General features: G+C 43.9%; 29 protein-coding genes. 11 read left to right on the forward strand and 18 right to left on the reverse strand.

The features are described 5' to 3' along the window. Window positions 1-219 precede the first annotated feature (219 nt). Together NWE95_07570 and NWE95_07575 are read right to left on the reverse strand one after the other, a co-directional pair. On the reverse strand, window positions 220-636 hold the full coding sequence (locus NWE95_07570) for a type II toxin-antitoxin system VapC family toxin (protein MCW4003752.1): 417 nt from the start codon (window positions 634-636) through the stop codon (window positions 220-222). Continuing rightward, window positions 636-857 carry a hypothetical protein gene (locus tag NWE95_07575; protein MCW4003753.1) on the reverse strand — a complete coding sequence of 74 codons (222 nt, stop codon included), beginning with the start codon at window positions 855-857 and terminating at the stop codon, window positions 636-638. Before NWE95_07575 ends, NWE95_07570 begins: the two co-directional genes overlap by 1 nt. 197 nt (window positions 858-1054) lie before the next feature. Between NWE95_07575 and NWE95_07580 the strand changes: the two genes are divergently transcribed. Next, window positions 1055-1813, forward strand: a complete 759-nt coding sequence (locus NWE95_07580) for a winged helix-turn-helix domain-containing protein (protein MCW4003754.1) — start codon at window positions 1055-1057, stop codon at window positions 1811-1813. A 454-nt stretch (window positions 1814-2267) separates the two neighbouring features. Here NWE95_07580 and NWE95_07585 read toward each other — a convergent pair whose 3' ends face one another. Further along, window positions 2268-2672: a tetratricopeptide repeat protein gene (locus tag NWE95_07585; protein MCW4003755.1), complete on the reverse strand. Its 405-nt coding sequence runs from the start codon at window positions 2670-2672 to the stop codon at window positions 2268-2270. A gap of 133 nt (window positions 2673-2805) precedes the next feature. On the opposite strand from NWE95_07585, the gene NWE95_07590 reads away from it, so the two are divergent. Next, entirely contained in the window at window positions 2806-3342 is a 537-nt protein-coding gene (locus tag NWE95_07590; protein ID MCW4003756.1) for an ECF transporter S component, read from the forward strand. Between the two features lie 14 nt (window positions 3343-3356). Continuing rightward, the gene (locus NWE95_07595) at window positions 3357-4364 is read left to right on the forward strand and encodes an AIR synthase family protein (protein ID MCW4003757.1); all 1008 of its coding nucleotides are present in this window, start codon (window positions 3357-3359) and stop codon (window positions 4362-4364) included. Here NWE95_07595 and NWE95_07600 read toward each other — a convergent pair. Continuing rightward, window positions 4332-5108, reverse strand: coding sequence for a glycosyltransferase family 2 protein (locus tag NWE95_07600; GenBank protein MCW4003758.1), 777 nt, complete (start codon window positions 5106-5108; stop codon window positions 4332-4334). The genes NWE95_07595 and NWE95_07600 overlap by 33 nt on opposite strands. Window positions 5109-5180: 72 nt before the next feature. Further along, entirely contained in the window at window positions 5181-5903 is a 723-nt protein-coding gene (locus NWE95_07605) for a glycosyltransferase family 2 protein (GenBank protein MCW4003759.1), read from the reverse strand. Between the two features lie 249 nt (window positions 5904-6152). Here NWE95_07605 and NWE95_07610 point away from each other — a divergent pair, with 249 nt between their 5' ends. Next, the gene (locus NWE95_07610; GenBank protein ID MCW4003760.1) at window positions 6153-7190 is read left to right on the forward strand and encodes a radical SAM protein; all 1038 of its coding nucleotides are present in this window, start codon (window positions 6153-6155) and stop codon (window positions 7188-7190) included. On the opposite strand, the gene NWE95_07615 is transcribed toward NWE95_07610, so the two are convergent. From NWE95_07615 to NWE95_07660, 10 genes are all read right to left on the reverse strand, one after another. Further along, window positions 7187-7456: a hypothetical protein gene (locus NWE95_07615; protein ID MCW4003761.1), complete on the reverse strand. Its 270-nt coding sequence runs from the start codon at window positions 7454-7456 to the stop codon at window positions 7187-7189. The two genes, NWE95_07610 and NWE95_07615, sit on opposite strands and share 4 nt — an antisense overlap. Beyond that, window positions 7450-8763, reverse strand: coding sequence for a glycosyltransferase family 2 protein (locus tag NWE95_07620; GenBank protein ID MCW4003762.1), 1314 nt, complete (start codon window positions 8761-8763; stop codon window positions 7450-7452). Before NWE95_07620 ends, NWE95_07615 begins: the two co-directional genes overlap by 7 nt. Further along, window positions 8726-9127 carry a hypothetical protein gene (locus NWE95_07625; protein ID MCW4003763.1) on the reverse strand — a complete coding sequence of 134 codons (402 nt, stop codon included), beginning with the start codon at window positions 9125-9127 and terminating at the stop codon, window positions 8726-8728. Before NWE95_07625 ends, NWE95_07620 begins: the two co-directional genes overlap by 38 nt. Before the next feature lie 118 nt (window positions 9128-9245). After that, complete coding sequence (locus NWE95_07630; protein ID MCW4003764.1) at window positions 9246-9848, reverse strand: cytidylate kinase family protein; 603 nt, start codon at window positions 9846-9848, stop codon at window positions 9246-9248. A 20-nt stretch (window positions 9849-9868) separates the two neighbouring features. Beyond that, window positions 9869-10786 carry a hypothetical protein gene (locus tag NWE95_07635; protein MCW4003765.1) on the reverse strand — a complete coding sequence of 306 codons (918 nt, stop codon included), beginning with the start codon at window positions 10784-10786 and terminating at the stop codon, window positions 9869-9871. A 177-nt stretch (window positions 10787-10963) separates the two neighbouring features. Then, window positions 10964-13552: a PQQ-binding-like beta-propeller repeat protein gene (locus NWE95_07640; protein MCW4003766.1), complete on the reverse strand. Its 2589-nt coding sequence runs from the start codon at window positions 13550-13552 to the stop codon at window positions 10964-10966. A gap of 357 nt (window positions 13553-13909) precedes the next feature. Continuing rightward, window positions 13910-15316, reverse strand: coding sequence for a preprotein translocase subunit SecY (gene secY, locus NWE95_07645; protein ID MCW4003767.1), 1407 nt, complete (start codon window positions 15314-15316; stop codon window positions 13910-13912). 9 nt (window positions 15317-15325) lie between these two features. After that, on the reverse strand, window positions 15326-15736 hold the full coding sequence (locus NWE95_07650; protein MCW4003768.1) for a 50S ribosomal protein L15: 411 nt from the start codon (window positions 15734-15736) through the stop codon (window positions 15326-15328). 5 nt (window positions 15737-15741) lie between these two features. Next, a complete protein-coding gene (locus NWE95_07655) occupies window positions 15742-15987 on the reverse strand; it encodes an Hsp20/alpha crystallin family protein (GenBank protein MCW4003769.1) in 246 nt (81 codons plus the stop codon). Between the two features lie 563 nt (window positions 15988-16550). Continuing rightward, window positions 16551-16766, reverse strand: coding sequence for a hypothetical protein (locus NWE95_07660; GenBank protein ID MCW4003770.1), 216 nt, complete (start codon window positions 16764-16766; stop codon window positions 16551-16553). Window positions 16767-17058: 292 nt separating this feature from the next. On the opposite strand from NWE95_07660, the gene NWE95_07665 reads away from it, so the two are divergent. Beyond that, entirely contained in the window at window positions 17059-19605 is a 2547-nt protein-coding gene (locus tag NWE95_07665; GenBank protein MCW4003771.1) for a PQQ-binding-like beta-propeller repeat protein, read from the forward strand. Between the two features lie 156 nt (window positions 19606-19761). On the opposite strand, the gene NWE95_07670 is transcribed toward NWE95_07665, so the two are convergent. Then, complete coding sequence (locus tag NWE95_07670) at window positions 19762-20673, reverse strand: ornithine carbamoyltransferase (protein ID MCW4003772.1); 912 nt, start codon at window positions 20671-20673, stop codon at window positions 19762-19764. Between the two features lie 103 nt (window positions 20674-20776). Between NWE95_07670 and NWE95_07675 the strand changes: the two genes are divergently transcribed. The 6 genes from NWE95_07675 (at window position 20777) to NWE95_07700 (ending at window position 24465) form a co-directional block, all read left to right on the forward strand. After that, window positions 20777-21601, forward strand: a complete 825-nt coding sequence (locus NWE95_07675; GenBank protein ID MCW4003773.1) for a hypothetical protein — start codon at window positions 20777-20779, stop codon at window positions 21599-21601. A gap of 109 nt (window positions 21602-21710) precedes the next feature. Next, window positions 21711-21884: a protein translocase SEC61 complex subunit gamma gene (locus NWE95_07680; GenBank protein ID MCW4003774.1), complete on the forward strand. Its 174-nt coding sequence runs from the start codon at window positions 21711-21713 to the stop codon at window positions 21882-21884. 12 nt (window positions 21885-21896) lie between these two features. Next, a complete protein-coding gene (locus NWE95_07685) occupies window positions 21897-22370 on the forward strand; it encodes a transcription elongation factor Spt5 (GenBank protein ID MCW4003775.1) in 474 nt (157 codons plus the stop codon). Between the two features lie 15 nt (window positions 22371-22385). Continuing rightward, complete coding sequence (locus NWE95_07690) at window positions 22386-22874, forward strand: 50S ribosomal protein L11 (protein MCW4003776.1); 489 nt, start codon at window positions 22386-22388, stop codon at window positions 22872-22874. Window positions 22875-22933: 59 nt separating this feature from the next. After that, window positions 22934-23584 (forward strand): 50S ribosomal protein L1, encoded by a 651-nt coding sequence (locus tag NWE95_07695; GenBank protein ID MCW4003777.1) that lies wholly within the window; start codon window positions 22934-22936, stop codon window positions 23582-23584. Window positions 23585-23598: 14 nt separating this feature from the next. Continuing rightward, window positions 23599-24465, forward strand: a complete 867-nt coding sequence (locus NWE95_07700; protein ID MCW4003778.1) for a 50S ribosomal protein L10 — start codon at window positions 23599-23601, stop codon at window positions 24463-24465. Between the two features lie 42 nt (window positions 24466-24507). Here the strand turns inward: NWE95_07700 and ppcA are convergent, their stop codons facing one another. After that, the gene (gene ppcA, locus NWE95_07705; protein ID MCW4003779.1) at window positions 24508-26094 is read right to left on the reverse strand and encodes a phosphoenolpyruvate carboxylase; all 1587 of its coding nucleotides are present in this window, start codon (window positions 26092-26094) and stop codon (window positions 24508-24510) included. Between the two features lie 118 nt (window positions 26095-26212). Next, window positions 26213-26500 carry a hypothetical protein gene (locus NWE95_07710; protein MCW4003780.1) on the reverse strand — a complete coding sequence of 96 codons (288 nt, stop codon included), beginning with the start codon at window positions 26498-26500 and terminating at the stop codon, window positions 26213-26215. Window positions 26501-26552: the final 52 nt, after the last annotated feature.

The raw sequence follows: 26552 nt of genomic DNA on the forward strand, positions 1-26552 counted from the left end.
TTGAAAATGGATAAGGTGTATTTGAATTTAGCCAAATCCCAGAATAGCAGCGTTACAAGACGCCTTTTTAGAGGGGGAGGGGGTCAACGACAGAACAACAAAACCTTTCTATGATTAGGTAGGGAGGGGGAGGTAGTTTGATGGAGGCCGCCCGCTGGCTTTAGTGCTTGTATGTTTGCTTTTTATTTTTCTGTTTTTTGATTGGCAAAGGCTTTCTTTTTATGGTTGTAGGAGTTTTGTGTTGATTGTTGTTTTTGCTAGTGCGCAGAGTTTTTGGTCGGCGGTGTAGAGTGTGCCTTTTGTTTTTTGTGCTAGCGCTATGTAGAGTGCGTCGTAGACGGGTGTTTTTTTGGTTTGGGCTATTTTGATTGTTTCTTCTGCTAAATCCTGTGTTGCGGCGATGTTGATTCCATTAAACACTTTTGCGAGGTACTCGGTGGCTGATTTAGCATCTTCAGAAGACAGGTCTCCAAGCAAAGTCGCATGCTTCCAAATGACGTTTAAACATTCAGCAAACGCCGTGTCCACAGTGTAGAGACTGTAACCTTTTTTCGCATAACTCTTGATGCTGGCTCTGGCTTGTTTCGAATCTGGCTCGTTTAGAACTAGTTTAGCGATTATGTTGGAGTCTAGGATTAGTTTTGGCGTTCTCTGTCCTCCCGAATCAGGACGGTGGAGTCAATCTTGGTTTTTCTCCGATTGGACTGGGCATCGATTTCATCGAGGATTTTTATGAGTTCTATTTGTTTTACTCGTTCAGCGAGGAAGTCTCGGACTTCTTGGCTCCAGTCAGCTGGGTTTTTCTCGATTTTTTCCTTGAGTTCTTTGGGTATGCGGATGCTAAACGTCTCGGACATGTTTACAACCTTGTAAACATAATTGTCATACACATTAAAAAACATGTTGCACACAACTTTTTTTTGACGAATAGCTTGTTTACGTCTATGCTGTTCTAGCAACCGCTGGCGTTATTAGTGCTTGTATATCTACCATTTTATCACGAATGTATAGTCAAATCTTCCTCAGACAAGATTTTTAGTCAAAAAACCTCAAATTGAAAGAAGCCAAATATGAGAGCATGAATTCAGGAATTGCTTCGCTCCATAAGATTCTAAAGGATGAAACCCGAAGACAAATCGTGCTTTTGCTCAACGAGAAAGGTGTCCTGACCTATACTGAACTTAGAGAAACGCTAGGTTTCCTTACAACGGGGCTCCTAAATTACCATCTAAAGGTTCTTGATGATCTCCTATCAAAGAACGACATGGGACATTATGTGCTTTCCGATAAAGGCAAACTTGCAGCAAGACTACTCATGGAATTCCCAGACGCCAAAATATCGGGGAAACCGAAGTGGTGGAAGACGTTCTGGATTCAAACAGTAATCGTAATACCAATCATGGTGGCAATTTCACTTGCCCTATTCTTTTCAGGCATAATAAGTCTTGACCGCCTATATCAAATGCTAATATCACTTATTTTCGTAATTGGTTTTGCTTATATGTTGCAGCACATCTTAAGAGATGTCCTGTCCAAGGAAAGAAAACTGCTCATAGCAAAGATAGGTTATACTGCTGGAGGCATATCTTTGGGGTTGTGGATTGCTTATTTCGGAGTTGGATTGAGTTTAGCGGGCATATCCGCACTTTTAGGTAACCGTTTTAGTATAGGGAACCCGCTCTATCACTTCTTTTGGAGTATCTGGTACCAAGTTTTCGGAGTGCTAATAGCGCCGATAATAGGCGCCATACTCATGTACAGGTTCGGCAAGAAGAGGCGATTCAAGACCTACAATTATGATCCTGACTCTTGAGAAACCAAGTGTATAATATATGACAAAAGCGGCATGTTAAGAAAATGAGATAGTGCTTTCAGTGCCCAGTGCTGAAAACGCAACAGGTATCACGCAAAACCTGCTCTATAGTGCGTTTTTTGTGAACATATTAGGATGCAAATATCAGTGGTATATTGAAACCTATAGGGGGTAGGTCACTGCACGGCAAATCAGTGCGTTAAACGCAACCCCTGCACCCTGCGAAATTCTCTAAGGGGTCTATCGTATTGGCGCATTTTCAAGCCAAAAGCATGTTGAAAACACATGAAAAATCCCGCTTTATATAGGGGGATAGGGTCTACCCGCAAAGCAACAACCCTCTCGCAACACAGCTCCTATATATAGGGGGGCTATAGAAAAAAATTGCACAGCTATCAAACGCTTCTCACCGCTGACAGCATATTAAACAAAGAAAAACTGAAAAGTTGGAGTTTTATGAGAACACAGAGAACGATGATTCGCCTGTATCTTCTTGCTGTTGTTTCTTGTTGAAATCATCAATCTTCTTGGTGATTTCCGCAACCTTATCCGCATTGCCCAACATCTTATGCGCTTCACGAGCATTCTCCAACGCACTGATGCCGTAACGCTCAAAACCCTTCGCAAAAGAAATATCCGCAGACTTCGTGAAAAACTCCACAGCCTTCTCAGGCTCCTTCAGCGCAGAGCTACACTCACCAGCTTTATAATACATTTCTGCAGAACCAAAAAAATTCTGCCCCTTATAGTAAAGCTGAGCAACCTTCTCAAAAAGCTCCACAGCCTCTTTGTACTTGCCGCTTTCCATCAACGAATTAGCATCTTTATGCAACTTAATCGGGTCTTCTTTAACACTCATCAACTATCACTGGCAAAATACTTGAGAAAACTAACATTTAGAACTTTCCCCCAAACAAAACACAAAAACAACCACACTTTTTATACTAGCCCCCAGAAATAATAACCCCAAAAACAACAACCCCGTGAAACAAATGCAATACACCCCAAACCCAGCCCAAAAAATCGCACTAGCCACAATATTCGCAACACTCGTATTCATCGTCACATCACAAATCCCCCCCATACCCATCCCAGCCACATCAGGCTACTTCAACGTAGGAGAAACAACCATCTACATTGCAGCACTCCTCTTTGGACCACTCGTCGGCGCACTCTCAGGAGGAATCGGCGCAGCACTATCAGACATATACTTGGGCTACGCACCATTCGCACCAGGAACACTACTAATCAAAGGCATAGAAGGCGCAATCGTCGGCTACCTCAACATCAAACTCAAAAAACACATCAAAAACACAACTACACGCGCAATCATCGCCATCACCATCGGCGGACTAGAAATGGTCGCAGGATACTTCCTCTACGAACGATTCATCATTGGCTTATCACTCAGCGTTGCCCTAGCAGAAGTCCCCATAAACTTGGGCCAAATGCTCATCGGCTTAATAATCGCCATCCCCATAATGCATGCAGTAATGCGCTTCTTCCCACAACTTAAAAACCAACAATAACAGAGAAATAAACCATGAAACTCCCACCAGGAAAAATCCCCATAGACATCCTAAAAGAAGTCGTATTCAAAAACCTAGGCGCCCCAAGAAACGAAGTCATACTCGGACCAGCAGCAGGACTAGACGGCGCAATATTAGAAGTCGGCAACAAAAACGCCATAATCTCCATGGACCCCATCACAGGCGCAGTAGAACACATCGGCTGGGAAGCCATCAACATAAATGCCAACGACATCGCAACCTTCGGCGTGGAACCAGCATTTTTCTTCTCATGCATCATGCTCCCAGAAAACGCTGACACAAAAATCGTTGAAACCATAAGCACCCAAATGCACAACGCAGCAAAACAACTCGGAATAGCCATTGTCGGCGGACACTGCGAATCAACCCCAGGCCTAGCAAATCCGATTGTAGTCGGCTGCATGATGGGCTTAACAGAAAAAGGCAAATACGTCACAGCCGCAGGAGCAAAAACAGGCGACAAACTAATTTTAACCAAAAGCGCAGGAATCGAGGGCACAGCCATCCTAGCAACAGACCGCCAAGAACAACTATCCAAAACCTTCAACCCCACAATTCTGGAAAGTGCCAAAGCCTTCTACAACCAAATCAGCGTAGTAAAAGACGCACTAACAGCCTACAAAACAGGCGGAGTACACGCCATGCACGACCCAACCGAAGGAGGCATCCTAAACGGAATACATGAAATGGCAGACGCTGCAGGCTTGGGTGCACGAATTTTTGAGGATAAAATTACCGTTGAACCTGAAACCGCGAAAATCTGCAGGTTCTACGAAATTGACCCTCTCCAACTGATAAGCTCAGGCGCACTGCTAATAGCCGCTGAACCAGACGGAGCAGACAAAATAATCAACAGCTTAAGCAATGAGCACATTTACGCCAACATCATAGGCGAATTTAACCCAAACCCAAACAAGCGCCTACTGATGCATGCTGATGATTCGGCGGAGATACTGCCAAGACCTGTCTCAGACCATCTTTGGATTGCGTTGTCGCGTTGAACCGTTCCTAAAACCGTTAAGCGGTACCTGCAAGCACCAGTAAAGGAAGAAAACAGGATAAAAAAACACATAACGATACATATGCGAGTAGACTAAACCGCTTTTAACCTCACCTTTGGCTTGCTCAAAACCATTTTTCAAGTTCCAATTCTCTGGCGGCTTATAATGCAAACAATAGATGTCGCTGCTAACCGCAACGCCATAGCCATGTGCCTTAATCCACTTTACAATGAACGCGTCTTCATAAACATGCAAATGCTCAGGAATCTTGATGCCTTCGACAGCTTTTCGCAAAATCAACGTATCATGCATTCCACCGCGCAAATAGAAACATTGTCTTGCAACAATACTCTGCAAAGCAAGAACCCGCCTATTTTTCACGTTGGGCAGAACATCAATGTTTAAACCCCAAACAGCCCCCACATTATCGGTCAAATCTGGCTGTGCTTTTTTGAACCAGTCCCTGCAAAGTATGACGTCGCTGTCAACAAACATGAACCATTCCGTGGTTACTTTACGTATGCCTTCTGTTCGCGCCTTAGCCCTTGAACCCTCCATCTGAAACAGCAAAACATTACCGTACTTACGATTGAATTTCTCCAAGATGGCAAGGGTGTGGTCAGTTGAGAATCCATCAATGACTATTAGGTTTTTTATGGGCACGTTTCGGTAGACTGAAGCCAAGCACTTATCGAGCAAATGTTCACTGTTTTTTGTCAGCAGTACTACGTCAACTTGTTGCATACGTGCCCTCGAATTAATCATTGTTTTTGTTATAAGTTAGCGATAGCTTAAAAACCTGAACCCAAGCCAATTTTATTTAAGCAATTGGTAAATCGAGTAGGCAGCGTAGAAACCGTAAGCCAACAATAATTTGCCAATAAGCCGTGGGCTCCCAATCTTTAATGCTTCAGCAACCAAGCCTAAGCTGCCCTCCAAAGTCCACACATAACTAGGTCTAAAGTGGATGCAGAACGGCACGTAGCAAGCAACCACACGATAACCTTTGTTCTCTATCCAATCCTTAATGTGTGCATCTTCAAAAACATGAAGACTCGAAGGTATCTTAATGTCCTTAACAGCGCTTGTTAGAATCAATGTGTCATGGGTACCGCCTCGAACATCAAAAATCTTGCGTGTAACCAAGAGAAAAAGCTTCAAAGTATTTTTGTGTTTAATTGTCGACCAAACTTCAATTCCCCAAACAGCCCCAACATCAGGTGTTACAAATTTTTGCGCTTTTTTATACCAATCTTTGCAGAGGACAACATCGCTGTCCACAAACAAAAACCAGTCCGTACTTACTTGACTTATGCCTTTTTGGCGGGCAGTGGCACGGGTGCCGCTGTCAAAGATTATTTTTACGTTGTGGTATTTGTTGTTGAATTGGTTTAGAATTTGAAGGGTTTTGTCTGTTGAGTAGCCGTCCACCACTATAAGTTTGCCGACTGGTACATTCTGATAGATTGACTCTACACATTCTTTTAGCATCCTTTGGCTGTTTTTAGTTAACAGCACAACGTCAACTGAGCCATCCATAGCCAACCACGTGAACTTACGTAACCACTATCTTAACTGTTAACCCCATTAATAATAAGCAGGCTGTTAAAGGTTCTTTTGCAACACACGCCAAGTAAGCATTAACTTTAGACAGACAACAAAGAAATTAGAACTTGCTTTGTCAAAACCAAGCATCATTTAAAAGGTGAAATAGGCTTAAAGTTAAATATCGGTTTTTAGTAGTTCGAAGCTCAATTAATATACATAGTTAGGGACAAGTGAAACGAGTTGACTTCAAGTTTAGGTAAAGTTGCATCCATAGCGAGACGTTCACTTGCCCCGGGCAAACCTCATCATGCTCAGTGGTTGATTACTAGGAAATGTAACTATAGGTGTGTTGGCTGTAACGTCTGGAAAGAACAGGACAAAAATGAGCTTTCAACGGATGAGGTGATTAAGGGATTAGACATCTTAAAGGACGTGGGCATAGTTGAGCTTGTAATCTCTGGCGGAGACCCCTTGCTCAGAAAGGATATCGACGAGATAATCGAGCATGCTTCAAAACTGTTTGTAACCACAGTGTATGATAATGGTAGCATGGCTGCAAAAAAAATTGATGCCTTACGAAAAGTTGATTTTGCGGCAATCTCCATTGACAGTCTTGATGAAGCCAAGAACGATTACATTAAATCTGTGCCGGGCGCTTGGAAGAGTGCCATGAATGCCGTGGAAGTTCTTAAGAAAGAAGGAGTTAATGTTGCGGTTACGCCGACGATTTCGCAAAAGAACCTCTATGAAATTGTTGATATCACCAAATATTTTACGGGCAAGGGGATTCTAGTCTGGTACTGCCTTTACTCTTACGACTGTTCTGCAGACCAAAACCAACTATTTCGTATTGGAAAAGTGAATGATGAGTTTGTTATAACAGATACGCAAGCCATGGTAGAACTCTGCGATACGTTAAACGAGATGAGAAAAAAGAATAAGCGAATTCTCATGACAGACAACCTGTTTAAAGCATTAAGAAGCCTTTTTGCTGAGGAAAAAAGAACATGGAAATGCCAAGCGTTAAAAAACTTTTTAGTTGTCGACCACTTGGGCAGAATCGCAGGTTGCCATAACGTCAATTTTGCTGGTTCCATTTTTGATTTGCCAAAGAAATGGAAAAGTAAACAATTCGATGAATTACGAAAGACCTATCATGAGTGTACTCAATGCAATTATTTGTGCTATGTATGCTACTCGTTGCATGGTAGTCCGAGGGGTCACTTGTCATTAGCCAGAGATCAGTGGAAAAACACGAAGTTGCTGTTCAAAGATTAGACTTCTAAGTTTGGAACAAAACGTGGGAAATCAGGAAGTTTTATGTTTAGGTGGTTAACTGGGTTGATTTCATCCTCTAAATTCATTAGTGGAATTCTGAATTGGTTTGTGGTTAGATGCGTAAAGTCCTCGATTATTAGTCTAGGTCCAGCATCGAGGGGTTTTTTTAATTCCAGAATAGCTGGCAGAAGCGTAATCAGCATTGTGATGCCTGCTGTTGCCCCAAAAGTAGTTATCAATAAACTTGCGTTCTCAATCGTCAGCAAAGCGGCTCACCTCTTATTTTGATGTAGTGTTTTCCGTTACCTGAATGGGGCGTTTTTACCCAAACGTCATTTCTTTTGCCAGCAAGCTTGGAACTGATAACATCTATGAAGGCTTTCAAGCAGATTGGTATGTTAAAAAAGAAGGTGAAAATTAAGAGAGGAATTAGCCAATTAGACCTGCGCCGTTCATCTAAGTATAAACCTATGCTGACCTCAAAGAAGGGCGCAAAATTTCCAACAAAGCTGTAGAGGGATATTGGAAGGGCGAACCATAAAGCGCCTATGAGGGGTGACCCCAAAAAGATCAGTGGCAATCCGATGAGTAGGGAGAGTAGTGCCAGTAGGGGCATGAAATAAACGTTTAACAATAGGAGGCCGTCTATTTTTTCTATGGTGTTTAGGTATTTGCTGGTTAGGACGCTCCATGAATGTTTAAAGAAGCATTGCATGTGTCCTTTTGCCCATCGGTACCTTTGTTGTCTGTAGGCTTTCCAGTTGTCAACTGCTTCTTCGTAGCATTCAGCTTGAAGGTTGTATCGAATTTTGTATCCTGCAAGGTAGAGCCGAAAGGTTAAATCTGTATCTTCAGCTAGAATTGATTCGTCCCAACCGTTCAGATTTTCAAGAATGCTTCTTCTAAAACCGCCTACTGTTCCGCCGAATTGAGTAATTAAGCCTAAATTATCGCGTGCTTCTTGGTCAATACGGTAGCCTCCTATGCGCTCCAACGCTACGAGTCGTGTAACGATGTTTTGAGGTTCATTTAAGACGACGACTCTTCCCTGCACGGCACCGACAGTTGGGTCAACAAAGGCTTCGACTAGTTTTTCAACTATGTCTTTTTGGGGGTAGTAATCAGCGTCAAAACATAGTACTATGTCTCCTGTTGATTTTAAAAAGCCTTGGTTCATGGCTGAGGCTTTACCTGTTCTGCCATTGGTTTTGTCTCTGTGTAAGACATCTATGAAGGGGTATGAGCTCTTGTAGTCTTCTGCAATTTTCCCTGTTTGGTCAGATGAAGCATCGTCTATCACTATCACTTGTAACTTATCCTTTGGATAAGTGAAATTGGCGATTCGCTCAAGCAGTCGCCCTATCACGTTTTCTTCGTTACAGGCTGGAATAAGAATGGAAACTGTTGGCTGGAATGTTACATGCATTCTGTTTGTTAACGCTTTGTTTTTTGATTGTCTCAGAACAGTCAGTGTAAAAACGTAATGCCTAATGAGGTAAGTCATCATTAATAGTGTTAGGAAGATGAAGAATAACTCAAAAGTTTCTATAAGCATGGCCGTCCTGCCCTTCATGCTCCTTCAAGGGGCGGAAAAAAGTTAAGCTCCATGACCAAAATGAAATTACCCAAAGTGAATTCAAAAAAGGATAAGTAATTATGTAAACATTCTTGAAAGCTTCTCCAAAAGAAATGAAAGCCGCAATCACAAACGCATTGAACAGCAAGTTCCATAGAAAGCCAATGAAATTGCCTAACGCTAAAAGGCATAGTTTTAGGTTCAAGCTACCATTCAGTTGGAAACCTATAGACAAGAAAAGGATGTTGAAAATTATCAGTACAAGGGTCGATTGCTGGTTTACAAAGCGCGCAGAGGAAAGAATGCATAGAAAGATTAGCTGGATTAGCAGTATTTTGACTAAGTAATTGATTGCCTTCACTAAGTCTCCCCCTTCCTCCTTCTCTTGTTAGGGCTAATGGTGAAGGCTTTAGTTGGTTTGTTTTAGTTTTAAGGCGTCTGTAACTCTGTTATAGAATAAAGTTCTATTAGCAAAATCACTAAGTGTTAGAAAGAACTACATTATCGATAACTTTGCACAGGACTTGAAAGACTTCGTCAGCAGTCAAGTTATTCGTATCTAAAATAAAATCAAACGGCTCAAAATCTTTGTCTAATTCGAATCCGTAAAGTTTCTTGTAAATTGCCTTCGTCTGTGCCTCTTTTTCGTTGAGAAAACGGAACGCTTCTTCTATGGATATTTTGTCTCGTTGAGCAACTCTTGCCGCTCTTTTCTCAAGTGAAGCTGAAAGCCAAATCTTGAATCCGCCTTCAAGAAGCCACGGCATCGTCCAACTGTCCAATAATACATTGCCCTGTTTTGCATATTCTAAAAATTTCTCGTCCACTGCCCTGTCAAATTTCGGGTCGCTGAGTCTTCTCTCGAGGAATTTTAAGCCAATAGGGCTCTCCCACCAGCCCTCATCAGATATTGTGTAGCCTTCGGCTTTGGCTAGGTCTTTTAGGGCGTCGCCTCCAGAGTAGTATTTTAAGTTGTATTTTTTGGCTATTTTTTGAGAAAGCGTACTTTTTCCTGTTCCAGCCATGCCTGAAATACATATAACCATTGCTTTCTTAGTGGCGCATTGTTCTTTGTTAACCATCTTCGCCGCCTTTTTGCTGTTTAGTGCTCTATAGGGTTGATGCCGATTATGCGTTGGGAAAGTAATCCGCAGAATACGGAGCAAATGGGGTACCACCAGAAGACGGGAATCGCACCAACACCTGGTATTAGCGCCATGGTAGTGGCACCGAAGGTAGGGGTTAACACTAAAAACCAGACGGCAATATAAACGAAAGAAAAGGCAAACTGGGCTAGTTGCGGTTTTGCCATTTTTGCCTGCATATTTTTAATCTGCGATTCTTTCTTTTTGAGTTTCTCAATTTGTTTTTTATCGTTGGCGCGCATTGCCTCCATGGTTTGTGAGCGGTGCTCAGCCATTTCCTTCTGCATTATACGATATTGTTCCCAACCTATGAAATGATTAATCAAGACTCTGTATATTCCAGAATTCAAGAACGCAATTCCTATAGCTACACCTAGAATTGCAAGTGCTGGCAAAATTGATGTGATAAGAATCATATAAGTAACATCTAAAACTTTTGGCGAGGTAAGTTCATCTATACTAGCTCCGATTCTCCAAACATAATTTCCTGCTACTGGTGGGTTTTTCACATTAAAACTTAAGTTGATACTCTGCCCAGTGCTTAACCCTTCAGTGGATTGAAGAACAATATAACGGTCATCTTGAATACTCACATTCCACGTCTGTGAGGAGGGTTGGTGGGTTATCATTGCATTTTTAGGATTAGTATATCCAGAAGGAAGTGTAACGTTAATATAACCCATTTTGTCTGCACCAGTACTACTAATGTCTAACACGTAAGAGGTCTCTTGCCCAACATTGGGAGTATTTGCCGAGATGGATGCTTCATAGTTAACATTTGACTGCGCCTGCACAAAACCAATCAGAAAACCTATTGTTGAAAAAATCAATAAGCAGACTAATGGAGCGAATAGGATTTTTTTTATTCTTGTCATGTGTTTCACTGCCTGCAATGCTTTTTATGTAATGCGTATCTTGTTTCCTGTCTAATAACCGTTTTTACTCTTAACTTGTGAATGACAGAAATCGCGAATGTTTTCTCTAATGGTGGACGGCGCCCTTGTTCATTGGGAAAGAAAAAAGAGGGAAGGGATTTTGTTTCTTTGGTCTTTTTACTGATTTTTCTGAATTTGTATCGGAGGTGAGCGCTTCTTAATGATGAGCACTGTGGCTATGGCTAATGCAATAATCAATGCGGCTCCCATGCCCATGATGTACATTTCAAGTGGGGGTAGAGCCATCTGTGGTTGTTCTGTAGGTGTAGGCGCGGCTTCTGTAACGCCGAAGGCAGCTTCATCGTATGATGGGTAGTAAGATTCAGTGCCAGCAAAGCGAGCAACGACCGTGTACTTGCCAGGAACCGGAGGCTCCCACATTAGGCTGTACTGTCCGTATGAATCACTGGTAGCTGTTCCGATTTCATAGACATTGTTGTTTGGATCAAGCACTGTCAACGTCACATCCACACCTTTCACGTCTGATGGGCGTGGCTTTTGGAAGTAAACATAGCTCATCCAATCACTAACGCTGTCATCGGAAACTGCGGGGACACCATTCGGGAAGCGTGCGGCTTGTTCATCTTGTAGAGTGCCAGCGGCAATGTCCAAAACTGAACCCTCAATCAGAACACTGTTACCTTCGGTGATAACATTGTTTTGAATCCTTATTGAGGTCTTGCTTGGACCTTTACCGAGACAGTACATCTTTGAATCATAACCGTTGAAGTAAACGTAGTAACCGTCAGCAACAATGTCATAGTTGGCATCCATTCCTGTACCCCAGCCTTCACCAGTGAAGATTTCAGTACCGTCTGTAGCGTTTACGCAACGAACCAGTGCGCCTTTATAGTAGGGGGAGTCAGGAGAGTGTTCTGTTGTAGCCAAGTAAACTTTGCCATCCGCAATAGCTGGAATGAAGATTGGATAGTGACCCCAAGCGGTAATTAAACCACTGGAAGTACTGTTTCCTTCTCCACCGTTTCCGTACGTCCATAACAATTTGCCATCGAGAACATCATAACAGTAGAGTATGCCACCGTAACCACCGAAGTAAAGTTTGCCGTAAGCGCAGCGAGTTGTCGAACGGAAGTAGTCATATTGATCTACTGGGTTAGTTGGTCCCCAAATCTTATTTCCAGTCTTCAGGTCATACCCATAGTGAACCATAGTCTCTTTATCTTCAAAGACAAAGATGCCGTTCTTTTGGTCAATAGCTACTAGGTCTCGTGTGACGTTGCCTGGGGCAGCATCAAAGTGTTTAGACCATAGAACTTGCCCCATTGATTCTGGTTTTGTGCTGATAACTGTCATGTTTGCTCCATACCAGTTTCTGTTGTAGTAGTTGTCTGTTCTGCCTCCGAAGTTGCCCTGTGTAAGAATCAGATAGCCATTGTAGGCTGAGTCGCTATGCATGCTCCATGATGCGCCGTTCATGAGGGTTATTGACTTGTTAAAGTCAAAACGTGATGGTAAACTTGCATTGATGGTGCTTGTGTACCAACCAGATTGACCAATGCCGCCTGGCGTTGAAATCAGCTTAGTAGTATTCCACTGTAGCAAGTACCAATTTGGATTTGCAGCAGTACCATAGTTTATGAGGCAATAGCGCAGTATTGAGCCCTTGGGACCTTGAACTGATGTACCTGCTGGAACGCTAGTAATGTTCATTGCTGTTAATACTCCTGTGTCTGGGTCATAGACTCTCCATGTTGTCACGCCGCCGCTAGTGCTGGTTGCGACTAGTGCTCCGTTTGGTAGTGCGCCGTGTTGGTTGCCGTCATCGAAAGATTCAAGCCAGCCGAAGGATGGAGCAGATGTGCCTGCAGCAGTGAGGTTTATGCGCCAAAGTTCTTTTCCAGTGCGCAGGTCCTGACAAACGTAGGGACCGCCACTACCAGAGTTACCATAAGGCAGTTGATAGTAGAGTTTTCCGTTCATAATCAGACCGTTGCTGAATCTGACGTTGTACGAGCCACCCATATAGTATCCCTTAACAGGCTCCTCTTCAGAGGGACCCAACATTCCGCCAACGATGCCACCTTGCTGAATAGGCGTAGACCACATAACATGGAAACTATTAGGAGCCGAGCCGTAAGGCTGGAACCTGTTCACGATTTGTGGAGAGCCAAGCCAGTTGGATGAAATTAGCCACCAGTCAGTGTTCTGTCCCTCAATCGGATGTGTCCAATACTCAGTTGGAAGCGGATAGCTAGTAATCGGTGTAGGCACTTGTTCTTCTTGCACTGTCCAGTTTACGGTTCTCGATGAAGGCAAATAGATGTCACCGCCATATGTTCCTCCCCACTCAAAGATTTGGCCTCCATAATTGAACTTGAGTATGTAGGTACCAACTTGATCAGGAGTATATTGCCAGTACTGAATGCCAGTAGTGTCATAAATTACGTCCCAATGCTTTGTTTCAACGTCACCGTTGGGCTTAGTGATGATTAAGGTATAGTTGTGACGCCTGTAGTCGTTGGTCACTAATGACCCAGGCATGGGATAGTCAACCCACATCACAATAGCGCCAGTTTGGCCAACACCAATGGGGTCAGGTGCTGGAACAACAAAAGGATAGCTTGGAAAAGTCCATGGGGGGTCATGAGCACTAGCGGTTGGTAGCATTGATATTGAGACAGCTGTAGATGCTGATAGAAGAATTGCAACAAAAATAGCGATAGATTTAGTTTTGTTTATTTTCATTCTTTCTCTTCCTAAATTTTAAGCAAGATTACCCTTGCTATTGACTGCGTATAGAATCCCCCGCATTATAAAACTGAGTGGCAAGTGGGTACTGCCGACAAAAATCTACGGTAAAAAGTTCAAATTTAAGGCACCGCCTCTGCCAAATAAAAGACCCTTTAACTCCTTGCACTGGTTGTGAAACGCCACAACCAATAAGCAAGAAAAACCAAACCCTAAACCAAAAAACCAATTCATAGCCCAATCCGCTGGTTGTTGTGAAGGGGGATGAGGCTATTCAACAACTACTATAAGAAAAACAAAAAGACAAACCACATGAAAAGGGGGATGAGAGCTTTTCAAGCAGTCCTCTTATTCTTACTCGCCTAGGATTCTCCTAAACGCTGGGAACATCTCCGCAGCCCGCTCCCGCATCAACAGTTCATAGTACTGATAGATGATACCGACCGAAAGCAATATTCCTGTGCCTGAACCGAAAACCCCAAGGAAATCTGAAAGCCCAGCCACAAGCCCAACCACAATACCGCCAAGCACTGTAACAACTGGAATGTAACGCTTGAGAATCGCTTCGATGGGCCTGCCTGACCTTCGGTAACCTGGAATCTGCATCCCACTATCCATGAGTTGCTTTGCTACCTTTGAGGGACCTAAACCGCCTACTTCGAGCCAAATTAGCGAGAAGACGGCACAGAAAGCCACGATTATGCCTAGATATGCGGCTGCTCTTAGAGGATCAGCAGCGACAGCATACAAACTTCTAGGTGCAGTAACGACGTAAGCAAGACCACCAACCGGAGTAACACCATTAGCGGTTTGGTTGAAATCACCTATTATCTGGAAGAACAGGTTTGTTCCTGGCGCAGGTGTTCCTAGCTGTGTCCATAATAGTTGTGAGAAGAAGTACACGTTTGCAAACAGTGCTGATGCGAAGATAACTGGCAAGTTTGATACATATAGCAGTTTGATTGGGTATCTGCTTCTGAAACCCTTGTATCCTGCGTAACTCATTGGAAGCTCAACCCTGATGCCTTCCAAGTAAATAATTATTAGGAACACTACAATGGTGGCGATGAAACCCAGAAGCGATGGATAGATCCCATTCTGAGAACCGAATACCCAATTCATCAGCGTCTGGCGACCGCCCAATAATTCTTGAAGCGAACCGAAAAACAACCCAGTTGGTGGCGAGAACATTGACCATAAAATGTTCTGTGCAACACCAGCCATAATAAAGAGGCTGATTCCACTGCCTAGTCCCCAGCCCTTCTGTACAAGCTCATCCATAAGCATGACGACTATGCCTGCGGCTATGAGTTGCAGGAAAATTACCAGAATTGTTGGTCCTGCCAATGCGCCGTACATGCCGCTTAGGATGTATGCTCCTGCTTGAACTGCGGTAAGTATGATGCTGAAGACTTTGCTTGCTGAGGTGAAGAGTCCTCTGTCTTCAGGGTTTGACATGTCGGCTTTTATGATTGAGGAGCCGACGAGTAATTGCAGAATTAATCCTGCTGTAACTATGGGTCCAATACCCAACTCCATGAGGGTGCCGCGGTTTGAGGCGAAGATTACTCTTAGGGCACCGAAATCATCTTGCGCATTTTCTACACCATAAAGTGGGATTTCAGTCATGACAAGGAAAATAACAAGTACAAGTGCAGTCCAGAAGATTTTCTCGTTGAAGCTGACTTTGCGTTCTGGCTTTTTTATTTCGGGCAGAACTCTTCCAATTGGTTTGAAGAGGCTGAGGAATCTTCCGGCCATTTAGCAGCTTTACTCTCCGTTGGTCTGGGAGCTTACGATTTCTCCGCCTGCTTGTTTGACTTTTTCTTGGGCTGATTTTGAGTAGGCTTCGACTTGTATGGTTAGGGGTTTTGTGAGTTTTCCTGTTCCGAGGAGTTTGGTGTAGCCGAGTTCGGTTAGGTTTATGTTTTGTGTTTGTGCGATTTGGTCTAGTTGGTAGAGATTGATTGTTTTTTCTTTGCGGTGTAGGCTTTGGGGTGAGGTGAACCCGTGTTTACCAAAGTAGTCTGGTTGGGTGGTTACAATTTTGCTCCAGAGGTGTTTGTGGCGTCCGACTTTACGGTTGCCTTTACTGCCTGCGTCTCGGTGTTGTCCTATTCTTCCGTATCCTACGGTTCTTGATCCTCTTAGTTTTCTGATTTTTCTTAGTTTATGTGGCATTCTTGTCAGCTTCTTTGGGGGTTGTTTGTTTCTGCTTTTTGGAGTTTGATTTCTAGCACGCCGTTCTTGTATTTGGTGTGCATTGCGTTTGGAATCACTACCTTCGGCAAATTTAAACTTTTATAGTATCTTCGATCTTTTGATTTTGCCGACAGCGTGATTTTTTGATCTTTCACATGTATTTTGAGGGTTTCCTTATTAAAGCCTGCGATTTCTGCGACTATGGTTATGTTGTTTGGGTCTTGGAATATGTCGATTAGTGGTTTGGGTTCTTGTAGGTTTCGTTTAGTGTAGCCTTTGTACGGTCTGAAAAATGCTTTGTTGTGAGGTTTTGTGGTTTGGGCGTTTTGTGTTGGTGTTTTTGTGTCTTTTGGTTTTATGAGGTTGTTGAAGTTTGCCCATTTGCGGTTTTTGTTGCTTCTTCTCCATTTTGCACTCGTTTGTTCTTTCCCCCTCCGATTGAGTTACGAATCTCTTTATCGATACTATAAAAGATATCGCACATAAAGGGTTAGAATTGACCTGAAGTACAGGATGCTGTTTAATCATGAATGTGGTGATTGTGTTTGGGGTTTGCGGTGGGTTTTGGTGTTTTGGGTTGTTTTGTTTTCTTATAGTTGTTGAAAGTAAGCAATATAGCGCTGAAGGGGCTGGTTGAGAATATTTTATTGGAGAAAAACGTGCTGCTCTCCGATAGACCCTATCCCCCTATTTAAAGGCGGATTTTTCAACATGTTAATGGCGTTGAAAAGAGTCAATAACACCTACCCCCTATAGGGTTCTGCAATGAGTTTCTAATAGGCGGCAAATAGGTTCAGTGCGAAGATTCTTTTGTTCGTTGACTTTTCCATTTGTCTGGGTCTCGCAGATTTTGCACTGGCGCGTCATTCGTGTAGCCATGTTCCGCTTGAACTTTTTGCTTGTACTTTTGCTCTGCCAGTTTTGCTTTGCCTTCTTTACTGCTCAACTCTACGCTGTTTTCGAGCTTTCTGATGGTTTTGCCTATTCTACGTTGCCCTCTCGTAACCATATTTACCCTCTCTTTATTTTCATTATCTTATCGAAGGGTTTATGGATTTTGGATGAGAAAAGCAGGTGTAAAATTTAATTTTCAACAGAATGTTTATTCTAGTTTATATGCAAGAATCTGATTTTGCGAAAATCTTATAAATAAAATTCTCTGATAACGATTGTTTATTGGGCAGGGGGCAAAGTAGTGTCGATTTTACAGCTACTCGAGAGTTTAAAAAATTCTTGAGATGCTTGAGAGATAATCAGCATTGTTTGCTTTTTGCTCAATAAAATTAGGAGAAAAAAGAAAAATGCAAAAGAAAGGAAAAACAGCGGCAATCGCAATCGCTCTAATTCTGATGTTGACTATGATTATTTCGCTTGTTCCATTACCAATCGCGCAAGGTTGGACAGGTCATAAAAAATCATATGCTTACATCGGCGCTACACCGAACCCAGTCGCCATAAATGAGGAAGTTCTGCTTCACGTGGGGATTACCCAGCCTTTGGAAATCACAGAGGACAAATGGCGCGGCTTACTGATATACGTGACTCGACCTGACGGTACAAAAGAGACGCTTGGTCCCTTCGATACTGACTCAACAGGCGGCACAGGCACAATATACGTGCCAACCATGGAAGGTACATACAAACTACAGACATACTTCCCTCCACAATGGTACAACAAGACCAATAACGTCTACTACGAAGAAGACTACAGTGACATCCTAGAACTTGTGGTAGGCGCTGAGCCCTCCCAGTTCTGGCCAGGTGTACCGCTTCCAACAGAATACTGGAGCCGCCCAATCGACAGTCAAATTAGAGAATGGGCGCCAATCGCAGGTCATTGGCTATCACCTGCAAGCATCTACGGCACTGCTGAAAGCTTAGGCCAAGAAGATGCGCCAGAAAGCGCACATGTCCTTTGGCAAAAGCAACTGGTAATAGGCGGTCTAGGTGGAGGCGTTGGTCTATCTGAACCAGCAGCAATCTTCCCCGGTGACGCTTATGAAGGCAAATTCAGTAGTAGCCTAGTCATCATGGGCATACTCATATACGTAAAGTTTGACACAGTCGGAGGCAGCAATGTCACCAACTGGATCTGCGCTGTCGATCTGCATACAGGAGAAACGCTGTGGGAAAAAGAATTGCTTAACGCTGCGGGGCAACGTTTATTCCCACAGTATGGTCAAGTGATGTACTGGAAGAGTTTCAACACGCAAGGTGTTTACGCATATCTTTTCTGTGGCACATCTTCAGGAATGTTCGCTGCGGCTTCATCCACTCTGGAAGCGTTTGACCCCTACACTGGGCGTTGGCTATTCAGATTTACGAATATGCCAAGCGGCACCCGCACGTATGGTCCTAACGGCGAAATCCTGATATACACGCTTAACCAGCAACGCGGCTACATGACTATGTGGAACTCAACAGCTGTCATTAGTGCCTACTGGGGCACTACCCAGAACAACCCAGCCTTTGGTTCTTGGCAACCTCAGGGAAAAACCATTGATGCACAAGGCGCAGTTCCTGTGACTACCGCAACACCCTATGGATACAACGGCTACACAAGAAACGTTTCAATACCTCTAGGATTACCTGGAAGCGTTTCTTACGTGTTCCACGATGACACAATTGTCGGTTATACAAGGCTTGGCACGACTGGAATGTTTTCAACCGAAACTCTCAATGATGCACCATTCATACTCTGGGCTATTGATGCAAAGACTGGTTCACTAAAGTTCAATAAAACAATCGCTGCACCAAGCGGAAACGTTTCTCTTTCAGTTGCAGCAGGAAGCGCTGAAGACAGACTCGTAGCTATATGGTGCAAAGAACTGACAAAGTTCTACACCTATAGCATTGATACGGGCAACTTTATGTGGGAAACGCCTTCACAGCACTATCTAGACATCTTTGCTATGTATCCACGCTTTGCATACGGTAAACTGTACTCAAATGGTATGAGCGGAATAATGTATGCATACGACGCCAAAACAGGCAAACTAGCTTGGAACTACACCTACAAAGACCCATGGTCAGAAACCTTATGGTCTGACTACTGGTCATCTTTGAGGCCTCGCATTGTTGCTGATGGCAAAATCTACTTAGGCCAAAGCGAACACTCAGTCAACCAGCCGCAACCCCGTGGTGCACCCTTCGTCTGCCTCAACGCAACTACAGGCGAGGAAATCTGGTCTATAGCGGGCATGTTCCGCCAAACTGACTGGGGAGGAAGTGCAGTCATGGGAGACAGCATAATTGCAACAATGGACACATACAACCAAATGATATATGCCATAGGCAAAGGACCTTCGGCAACTACAGTTTCAGCACCCGACATCGGTGTTCCATTCGGCACATCAGTAACCATTAAAGGTATGGTAACTGACGTTTCGCCAGGAACAGACGGTATCGTCTTGCAAAAACGGTTCCCGAATGGTGTTCCAGCTGTAGCAGACGAATCAATGTCTGAATGGATGCTGTACGTCTACAAGCAGTTTGAAAGACCCGCGGACGCTAAAGGAGTTGAAGTTACTATTAGTGTGCTTGATGCAAACGGTAACTTCCGAGACATCGGCACAACCACTACTAGTAGCATGGATGGCTTCTATAGCTTATCGTGGACTCCTGACGTTCCAGGCGAATACAAAGTCTATGCACGCTTTGCAGGCTCAGCCGGATACTACCCATCACACGCTGAAACCGCATTCACAGTGGATGAAGCACTACCCACACCAACAGAGCAACCGCAAATCTCGCTGCCTCCAATTGAGCTGTACGTCGTCGGCATGGGCATTGCGATAATTGTTGCAGTAGCTATTGCCGCACTGCTCATCATCAAGAAAAGACCATAAAGTGCTTTTAACAACCACCTTCCCCCTATTTTTTCTTAATTCTTCAGTCAAGGCAACTCGATTAACTGCTACCTCTATCTTACATAAAATTCAATCAATGAAATGGCAAAATAGTCCTAAAAAGGCAAAAAATAAGGGTTCCTTGGGCAAAGGCGCTTAAGAACCCATCAATTTGAGAAATATCGCCTTAGCAGAGTAAAGCCTGTTTTCTGCCTGCTCATAAATCACTGATTTTTGGCTTTCAATGACTTCCGCGCTAATCTCGTATCCACGGTGAATAGGCATATCATGCATCACGTAAGCGTCACTGCCTTTGAGCAGTTGGGCGTTGATTTGGTAGGGCATCATAAGTTTAATGCGCTTCTCTTTTTCCTTGGCAAACTTTGGGTCAGAGAAGAATTCCATGTCAATCCATGTGTCAGTGTAAACGAAATCCGCATCCAAAACCGCCTCTTTTGCGTCTAAGGTTGATTGCCAAAGCCCAGATTTTTTTGCTTCAGATAGTATTTCCTCGTCTCTTGCAGCTTCATTAAAAATAGGTGTAACCGTGGTTAATTTGACGCCTGTTCTGGTGCAACCCTCAATGAGCGAGTTGCAAACGTTGTTATGGACGCCTATGTAGACGAGTTTGGCACCTTTGAGCTTGCCATGTTTCTCTTTTACAGTTATAAGGTCTGCTAAGGCTTGCGTTGGATGGTACTTCTCGTCGCAACCGTTGATTACTGGAACACGAGACGCAGCGGCAACTTTCATTAAATCAGAATTATAAAGCAACCGAGCCATAATGCAATCAACATTACGCGACAAGTACCGTATTTCGTCTGTTATGTCCGCTAACGTGAAATTGGTCGTTCTCCAATCGATAAACAAGCTGTGACCGCCAAGCTGCGTCATAGCAACCTCAAACGCGACTCTGGTGCGCGTAGAGGTTTTTTGGAAAATCAACGCCGCAGACTTGCCCTCAAACGTTTTGAGGTACTTGGCTGGGTTATTTTTGACTTTGATGCCTAAATCGACTAGAGCTTCCAGCTGTTGACCTGTGAGTTCTTTGAAATTGATGAGGTGCATCTTGTTTGCCTTCAGTATGCCTTGAACCAAGCATGTAATAATAAGCTTTATGCAAAAACTTTTTCCGCAAACAACCCTAAACCACATAAAGGAAACACAAAACATGATTCTCCTCGTAGCCTCAAACAAGGACACTGCAAGCCTAAACATCAAACAACAAATCCTAAGCCACTACCCCTTCCGCCAAACCGCAGATACATTCCAGCAAACACCATTGTACGCGGCAGAAGTAAACGGTAAAAACGTAACCTTAGCAACTTTAAACCAAGAAAGCGTCCATGCACAAAACCTGCCAGAGGACTTTCCTGACGCGGAATTGATTGTTTTCATCTCAAGGCACAGCAGCCAAAGCGGCAAACCCACCCTGTCGGTTCACACTCCTGGAAACTTTGGCAACGCTGAACTAGGCGGACTGCCACGATGTGTCTCAGTTTGCCCCGCCGTGGCTATGCAAACAGCCCTAAAAGCGCTCATGCACCAAAAAGAGCAGTTAAGCCTAGACTACGAAGTATCATATGAGTGCACCCATCATGGTCCAAGCCTCGACGTGCCAACAATGTTTGTGGAATTAGGCAGTTGCGAAACCCAATGGAACGATTTAACGGCGGCACAAGCCGTTGCCCACGCCGCAATGCACGCCATCTCCAAATTTTCAGCCCCATCGGGTCCTGCCGTTCTCGGCATAGGCGGAACACACTACAACCAAAAGTTCACCCGCATGGCACTCTCAGACGAGGCAGTGTTTGGGCACATGATACCCAAGTACGCGGTTAACCTTGTTGATGGGGAAATGTTGGGGCAGTGTGTTGAGCGGACTTTAGAGAAGGTGGAGTTGGCGGTTTTGGATTGGAAAGGCATCAAAAGCGAAGACAAACCAGCCCTGTTGCAGGCGCTAGAGGCTTCTGGGCTGTCTTTCATGAAAGTTTAGCGCTTTTTCTGCAAAGTAACGTTTAAAAGGCTTAGCGATGTAGGTTTTAAACTAAAAAGTTACAGCAACGTTTATTATTCCTTAGTGAAATCTTGAGTGTGCGGTAAATATGGGAATAAAATCTTGGCTTACACAGGCGGCAAGAACCTTAAAATTAGCCTCCAAACCTGACAGAGAAGAGCTGTGGCTCTCGATAAAAATCAGTCTCCTCGGCATAGGTGTAGTAGGGTTAATCGGCTTTGTCATCAAACTAATCGCCACAACACTCACACAGGGTGTTTAGAAGGTACTTTTTATGGAGAAAAAAGAAGAGCAAGCTCAAACCAAAATCTTTGTAGTCAAAACCACCACAGGGCAAGAACGCAACGTGGCACGGTTAATTGCTTCTAAAGTAGAAATGACCCATATTCCAATCAAAGCTCTTCTTGTTCCCGACACACTCAAAGGATACGTATTCATAGAAGCAGATGGACCACACCTAGTGGAAGAAGCCATCGCTGGCGTGAGGCATGTGCGCTCCAGAATCCCTGGTCTTGTAAGTTTTAGCGAAATTGAACGGTACATTGTTCGCAAACCAGTCATGGAAGACCTCAACGAGGACGATGTTGTGGAAATCACAGGTGGACCGTTCAAAGGCATGCGAGCCAAAATCACAAGGCTTGACAAGTCAAAAGGCGAAGTTACGCTTGAGTTGCTCGAAGCAACGTTCACTTTGCCAATCACAGTCCATTCAGACTATGTAAAACTAGTAGAAAAAGCAAAAGCATAAAGGTGAAACAAGAAAATGGCAGAGAAAAAAGTTGTAGAATTGCTCGTAAACGGCGGACAAGCCAATGCAGGTCCACCCTTGGGTCCAGCTCTTGGCCCGTTAGGCATAAACATCATGGCTGTTGTCAACAAGATTAACGAGTTAACCAAAGACTACGCTGGGATGAAAGTTCCAGTAAAAATCAGCGTTAACCAAGAAGACAAAACCTTCGAAGTAAGCGTCGGTACACCTACAGCATCAGCATTAATCGTTTCCGAACTTAAAATTGAGAAGGGTTCAGGAACCCCAAACACCGTTAAAGTCGGTGACCTCTCCGTTGAGCAACTGGTGAAGATAGCAAAAATCAAAAGTCCTCAGCTATTAGCCCCGAACATCAAGTTGGCAACCAAAGAATTGCTGGGTACCTGCGTTAGCATGGGCGTCACCGTTGAGGGCAAAGACCCCCGAGAAGTCCAAAAAGAGATAGATGCTGGCAACTACGAAAACCTATTCGGTACTGGCTAAATGATAAGCGAATATTTTTATAATGGGTTTCCAATCCCTCATTGGCACGAGGCTTAAAAATGCCCCTAGACAACAAGACAATATCCGAAGCATTAAAACAGGCAAAAGAAAAATCTGGCGACAGGAAATTCAATCAGACAGTAGACTTAATCTTGGACATCACCGAGATTGATATGAAGGCGCCAGAAGGCAAAATCCAAGAGGTAGTGGAACTGCCTCACGCTACAGGTAAACCAAACAAGGTCTGTGTTATTGCTTCTGGAGAATTCGCACTCAAAGCCAAGAATGCTAAAGCTGACTTTGTCCTAGACCGCGCTGATTTGGAAGGTTTAGCGGGTAAAAAGAAAGATTTGCGCAAACTTGCCAGCACCTATGATATCTTCATTGCTGAAGCTCCTCTAATGCCGCTTGTCGGCAGGATTCTTGGTCCAGTTTTGGGTCCTCGAGGAAAACTGCCCGTTCCTGTTCCTCCTAACGCTGATATTTCGGCTTTGCTAAACAAGCACCGTAAAACTGTGGTTGTTAGAATGCGCGCTCAACCAATCATTCAAGTTTCTGTCGGCTCCCAGCAGATGAAAGATGAAGAACTTGTCGATAACATTATGACTGTTCTGCGTGTTCTTGATGGAAAACTAAAGCGAGGATTGAAAAACGTGAAATACGCTTTCATCAAGACTTCCATGGGCGAGCCAGTGAAAATTAAACCGTAATGAGTAGAGAAATCATGCCATCCCAACAAGTATTAGAGCAAAAATCAAGCGAAGTAGAAGAAATAAAAGACATACTAAAAGAGTACAAATCCATCGGCATAGCTAGCCTGCAAAAGGTTCGCGCTTCCCAACTGCAAGGGCTAAAGAAAAGCATGGCTGGCAAAGTACGTCTCCGTGTTCTAAAGAATACGCTGATGAAGATAGCCATCGAAGAATTAAACCAAGCTGAGCTAAAGAAGCTTGAAGAATACTTGGACGGATCAAACGTTTTCTTGTTCTCAGACCTTAACCCATTCAAACTGGCGCTTATGCTGGAGCGCGGCAAAGTAAAAACCACAGCCAAGGCAGGAGACATAGCCGCTGACGATGTGATTATTCCAGCTGGAAACACAGGTCAGCCTCCAGGTCCAGTTATTAGCCAATTAAACGCTGTTGGGTTGCCCACAAGAATTGAGTCGGGCAGCGTTTGGGTTAGCAAAGACACGCTAGTTGTCCGCAAAGGTGAAGTCATAAACGAGCGCCTTGCAGGTGTGCTGTCTAAGCTGGGCATTAAAGCAGTTGAACTCGGCATTTCTATGCGGGCGATTTTCGATAATGGTCTTATGATTGATGGTAGCCAACTAACCTTAGACATTGACGCAACCAAGAAAAGCCTTGAATCAAGCACCCAAGAAGCTTTTGCATTGGCACTAAGCATCAGTTACCCAACGAAAGAAACAATCAAACCGCTACTGCAACAAGCGCACCAAAAAGCAATGGCGCTGTCCATCGGAGCAGCAGTTCCAACAAAAGAAACCATCGCTGACCTAATCCGTAAAGCAAATGCTGAAATGACAAGTCTAAATAGTGCTGTTGAGAAGGCTAAGCCAAAAACAGCATAACCTTTCCTTGTTCTATTAATTTTTTAAAGGAGTTAGGTTTTTTTAGCCAAGGCATTTTCTAAGCTTAGCTGACTCTACAAGTGATTTTCTTGCCTCGGAGTCTTCTTTTTGCAGAAATGACAATAGGAAGTTGTTGCTAAAGTTTTCATGTCTTCGCTGGTCAATACCTTTTGGTCCCAGCTTAATGTTGAGGCACTTTTCGACTGTTTTGAGGTCTTCTTTGGTGTTTGATAAGGCTTCCTTTAGTTTCTCCTCAGTCATACCTGCTCTTTTTGCTACATTGTGGCTCATTTCCATCAGCATGTCAATATTGTTCCAAGAGACAAATTCGCCCGCTACTTTCAAGTCGTCTTCCATTTTTAGGTAATGCTTCTGCAACAGAGACCATTGTTTGCTGTTCAATGCGGTTAGGGCTTTCATGCCAATGAATTCTGGAGGCATACCTGCACTATAGAGGGCGGCAGAGAACGCGATGGCTCTGGGTAAGCATACCCCTGCAACGCATCTGCTGTAGCCGAAGAGTCCAATGTGCAGTTTGCGTGCTCTTCTCTGGGGCACGTAGGCGGCGATGCTGTTTATGAGGGGCGCTATGGCTTCGATTTCTTTTTCATATTGCACTCTGAATTTTTCCATTATTCCTACGAGTTGTTGTTCTTCTTCGTGGTCTATGAGTGTTGGTTGACCGTTGGGTAGTCTGCGGTTTAGGTTTTGTATGCATTCTTGAACTTTTTCCGTGGGATAATCATAACGGAAGGCTGACTGAATCGTTACAGTGGATAGCCCTTTGTATTCTTCTATGAAGTTGTCGATGTTTTCTGGTGAGAGGTGTCCTCTGAAGGGTTTTGAGCCTGCGCCGATGATGGGGTAAATTGTCACGTTGCTCTCTTTTTCTGTGTTTTTGAGTTTGCTGAGGGCAATTTTAGATAAGAGGACGGCGCAGACTAAGCCGTAGTTTAAGGCTGGGTCAGACCTTGCGATGAACACTCTCAGATGTTTCGGTTTAACGGCTTTAATGTAGGGGTTGATGATTTTATCTATTTGTAGTACGCTGTCAAAATCTTCCATTAGCGGGATTATCGATATGGTTCTCGGCTTAAATGTGCCTAACCAATCCTTTATTTTCGTGTTATCATGCAGTGTCAGCTCTTCGTCGCCAACGATGGCTTTTTTGTAGTAGTTAAGAAGCATAATGAGGTCTTTAGCTTCTGTAGAGAAGGGCAAAATTACCTCGAAAATGGGCGCAACTTCCCTTTTGTAAACCAGAGTCGCCACATCGTAGGCGATGGGAATGTTTTGGAGCGTTTCAACAAGGAACTTTTTCTCTGCACCCTCTATTTTGGGGTTTGGAATTCGGTAAGTTAAGTAAACGTCTTCTCCGATAACGTGTTCTGAAAAGAAATCCCAGTACTTCTGCAGTAGCTTTCTTACTACTCGGGTGTCAACGTCTTTGCCTTCGGCATCCCACATGACTTCTTGGCAGCCAAGCGTCTTGTAGGCGTAGAAGGCTTCATAGACCTCTACGTTGCCGTCGATTATTTCGTCTTCGCTCCACTCTGGAGCATTGGCATTATCAGGATGCTGGGTTGACATAGTTTTTGGGATTTTAACGTGCTCATGGATTCGGCTCATTCGTTAACCTCAAGCGCATTGTACACTGAAGCTTTGAGAGATAAGAATAGGTCTAACTATCTATATATTTCTAAGAAAAATGGCTAACGGCTCTGAACGGCTAAGGAATTTTTGGAATCTAATCGATGTGCTCGTGCCTGTGTCTGGGATGATATGTCGCGCGCCAGATTCTGCCTGCAACCGCTGAAATCAAAGCGACGACGAGGAACGTTACCGCTGTCCAGAACAGGTCTCCGCCGGTGAGGAACCAAACAAGAATCGCTGCTAATGCTGCGACTGGGAAGGCAAACAGAAAGCCAATGATTATGATTGCGATTAAGCCGATGATTATTAGAATGATTAGTATCCAGAGAAGCGTGGTGGGGTCAGTGGGGATTGCTATCTGTAGCGCCGATAAAAACGACAAAAAATCACCTCTGTCACCATAAAATTAAGTTTCGGGCGATATTTAACAATTT

The organism is Candidatus Bathyarchaeota archaeon, from assembly GCA_026014725.1.
In the GTDB taxonomy this organism is placed as follows: Archaea; Thermoproteota; Bathyarchaeia; order Bathyarchaeales; family Bathycorpusculaceae; genus Bathycorpusculum.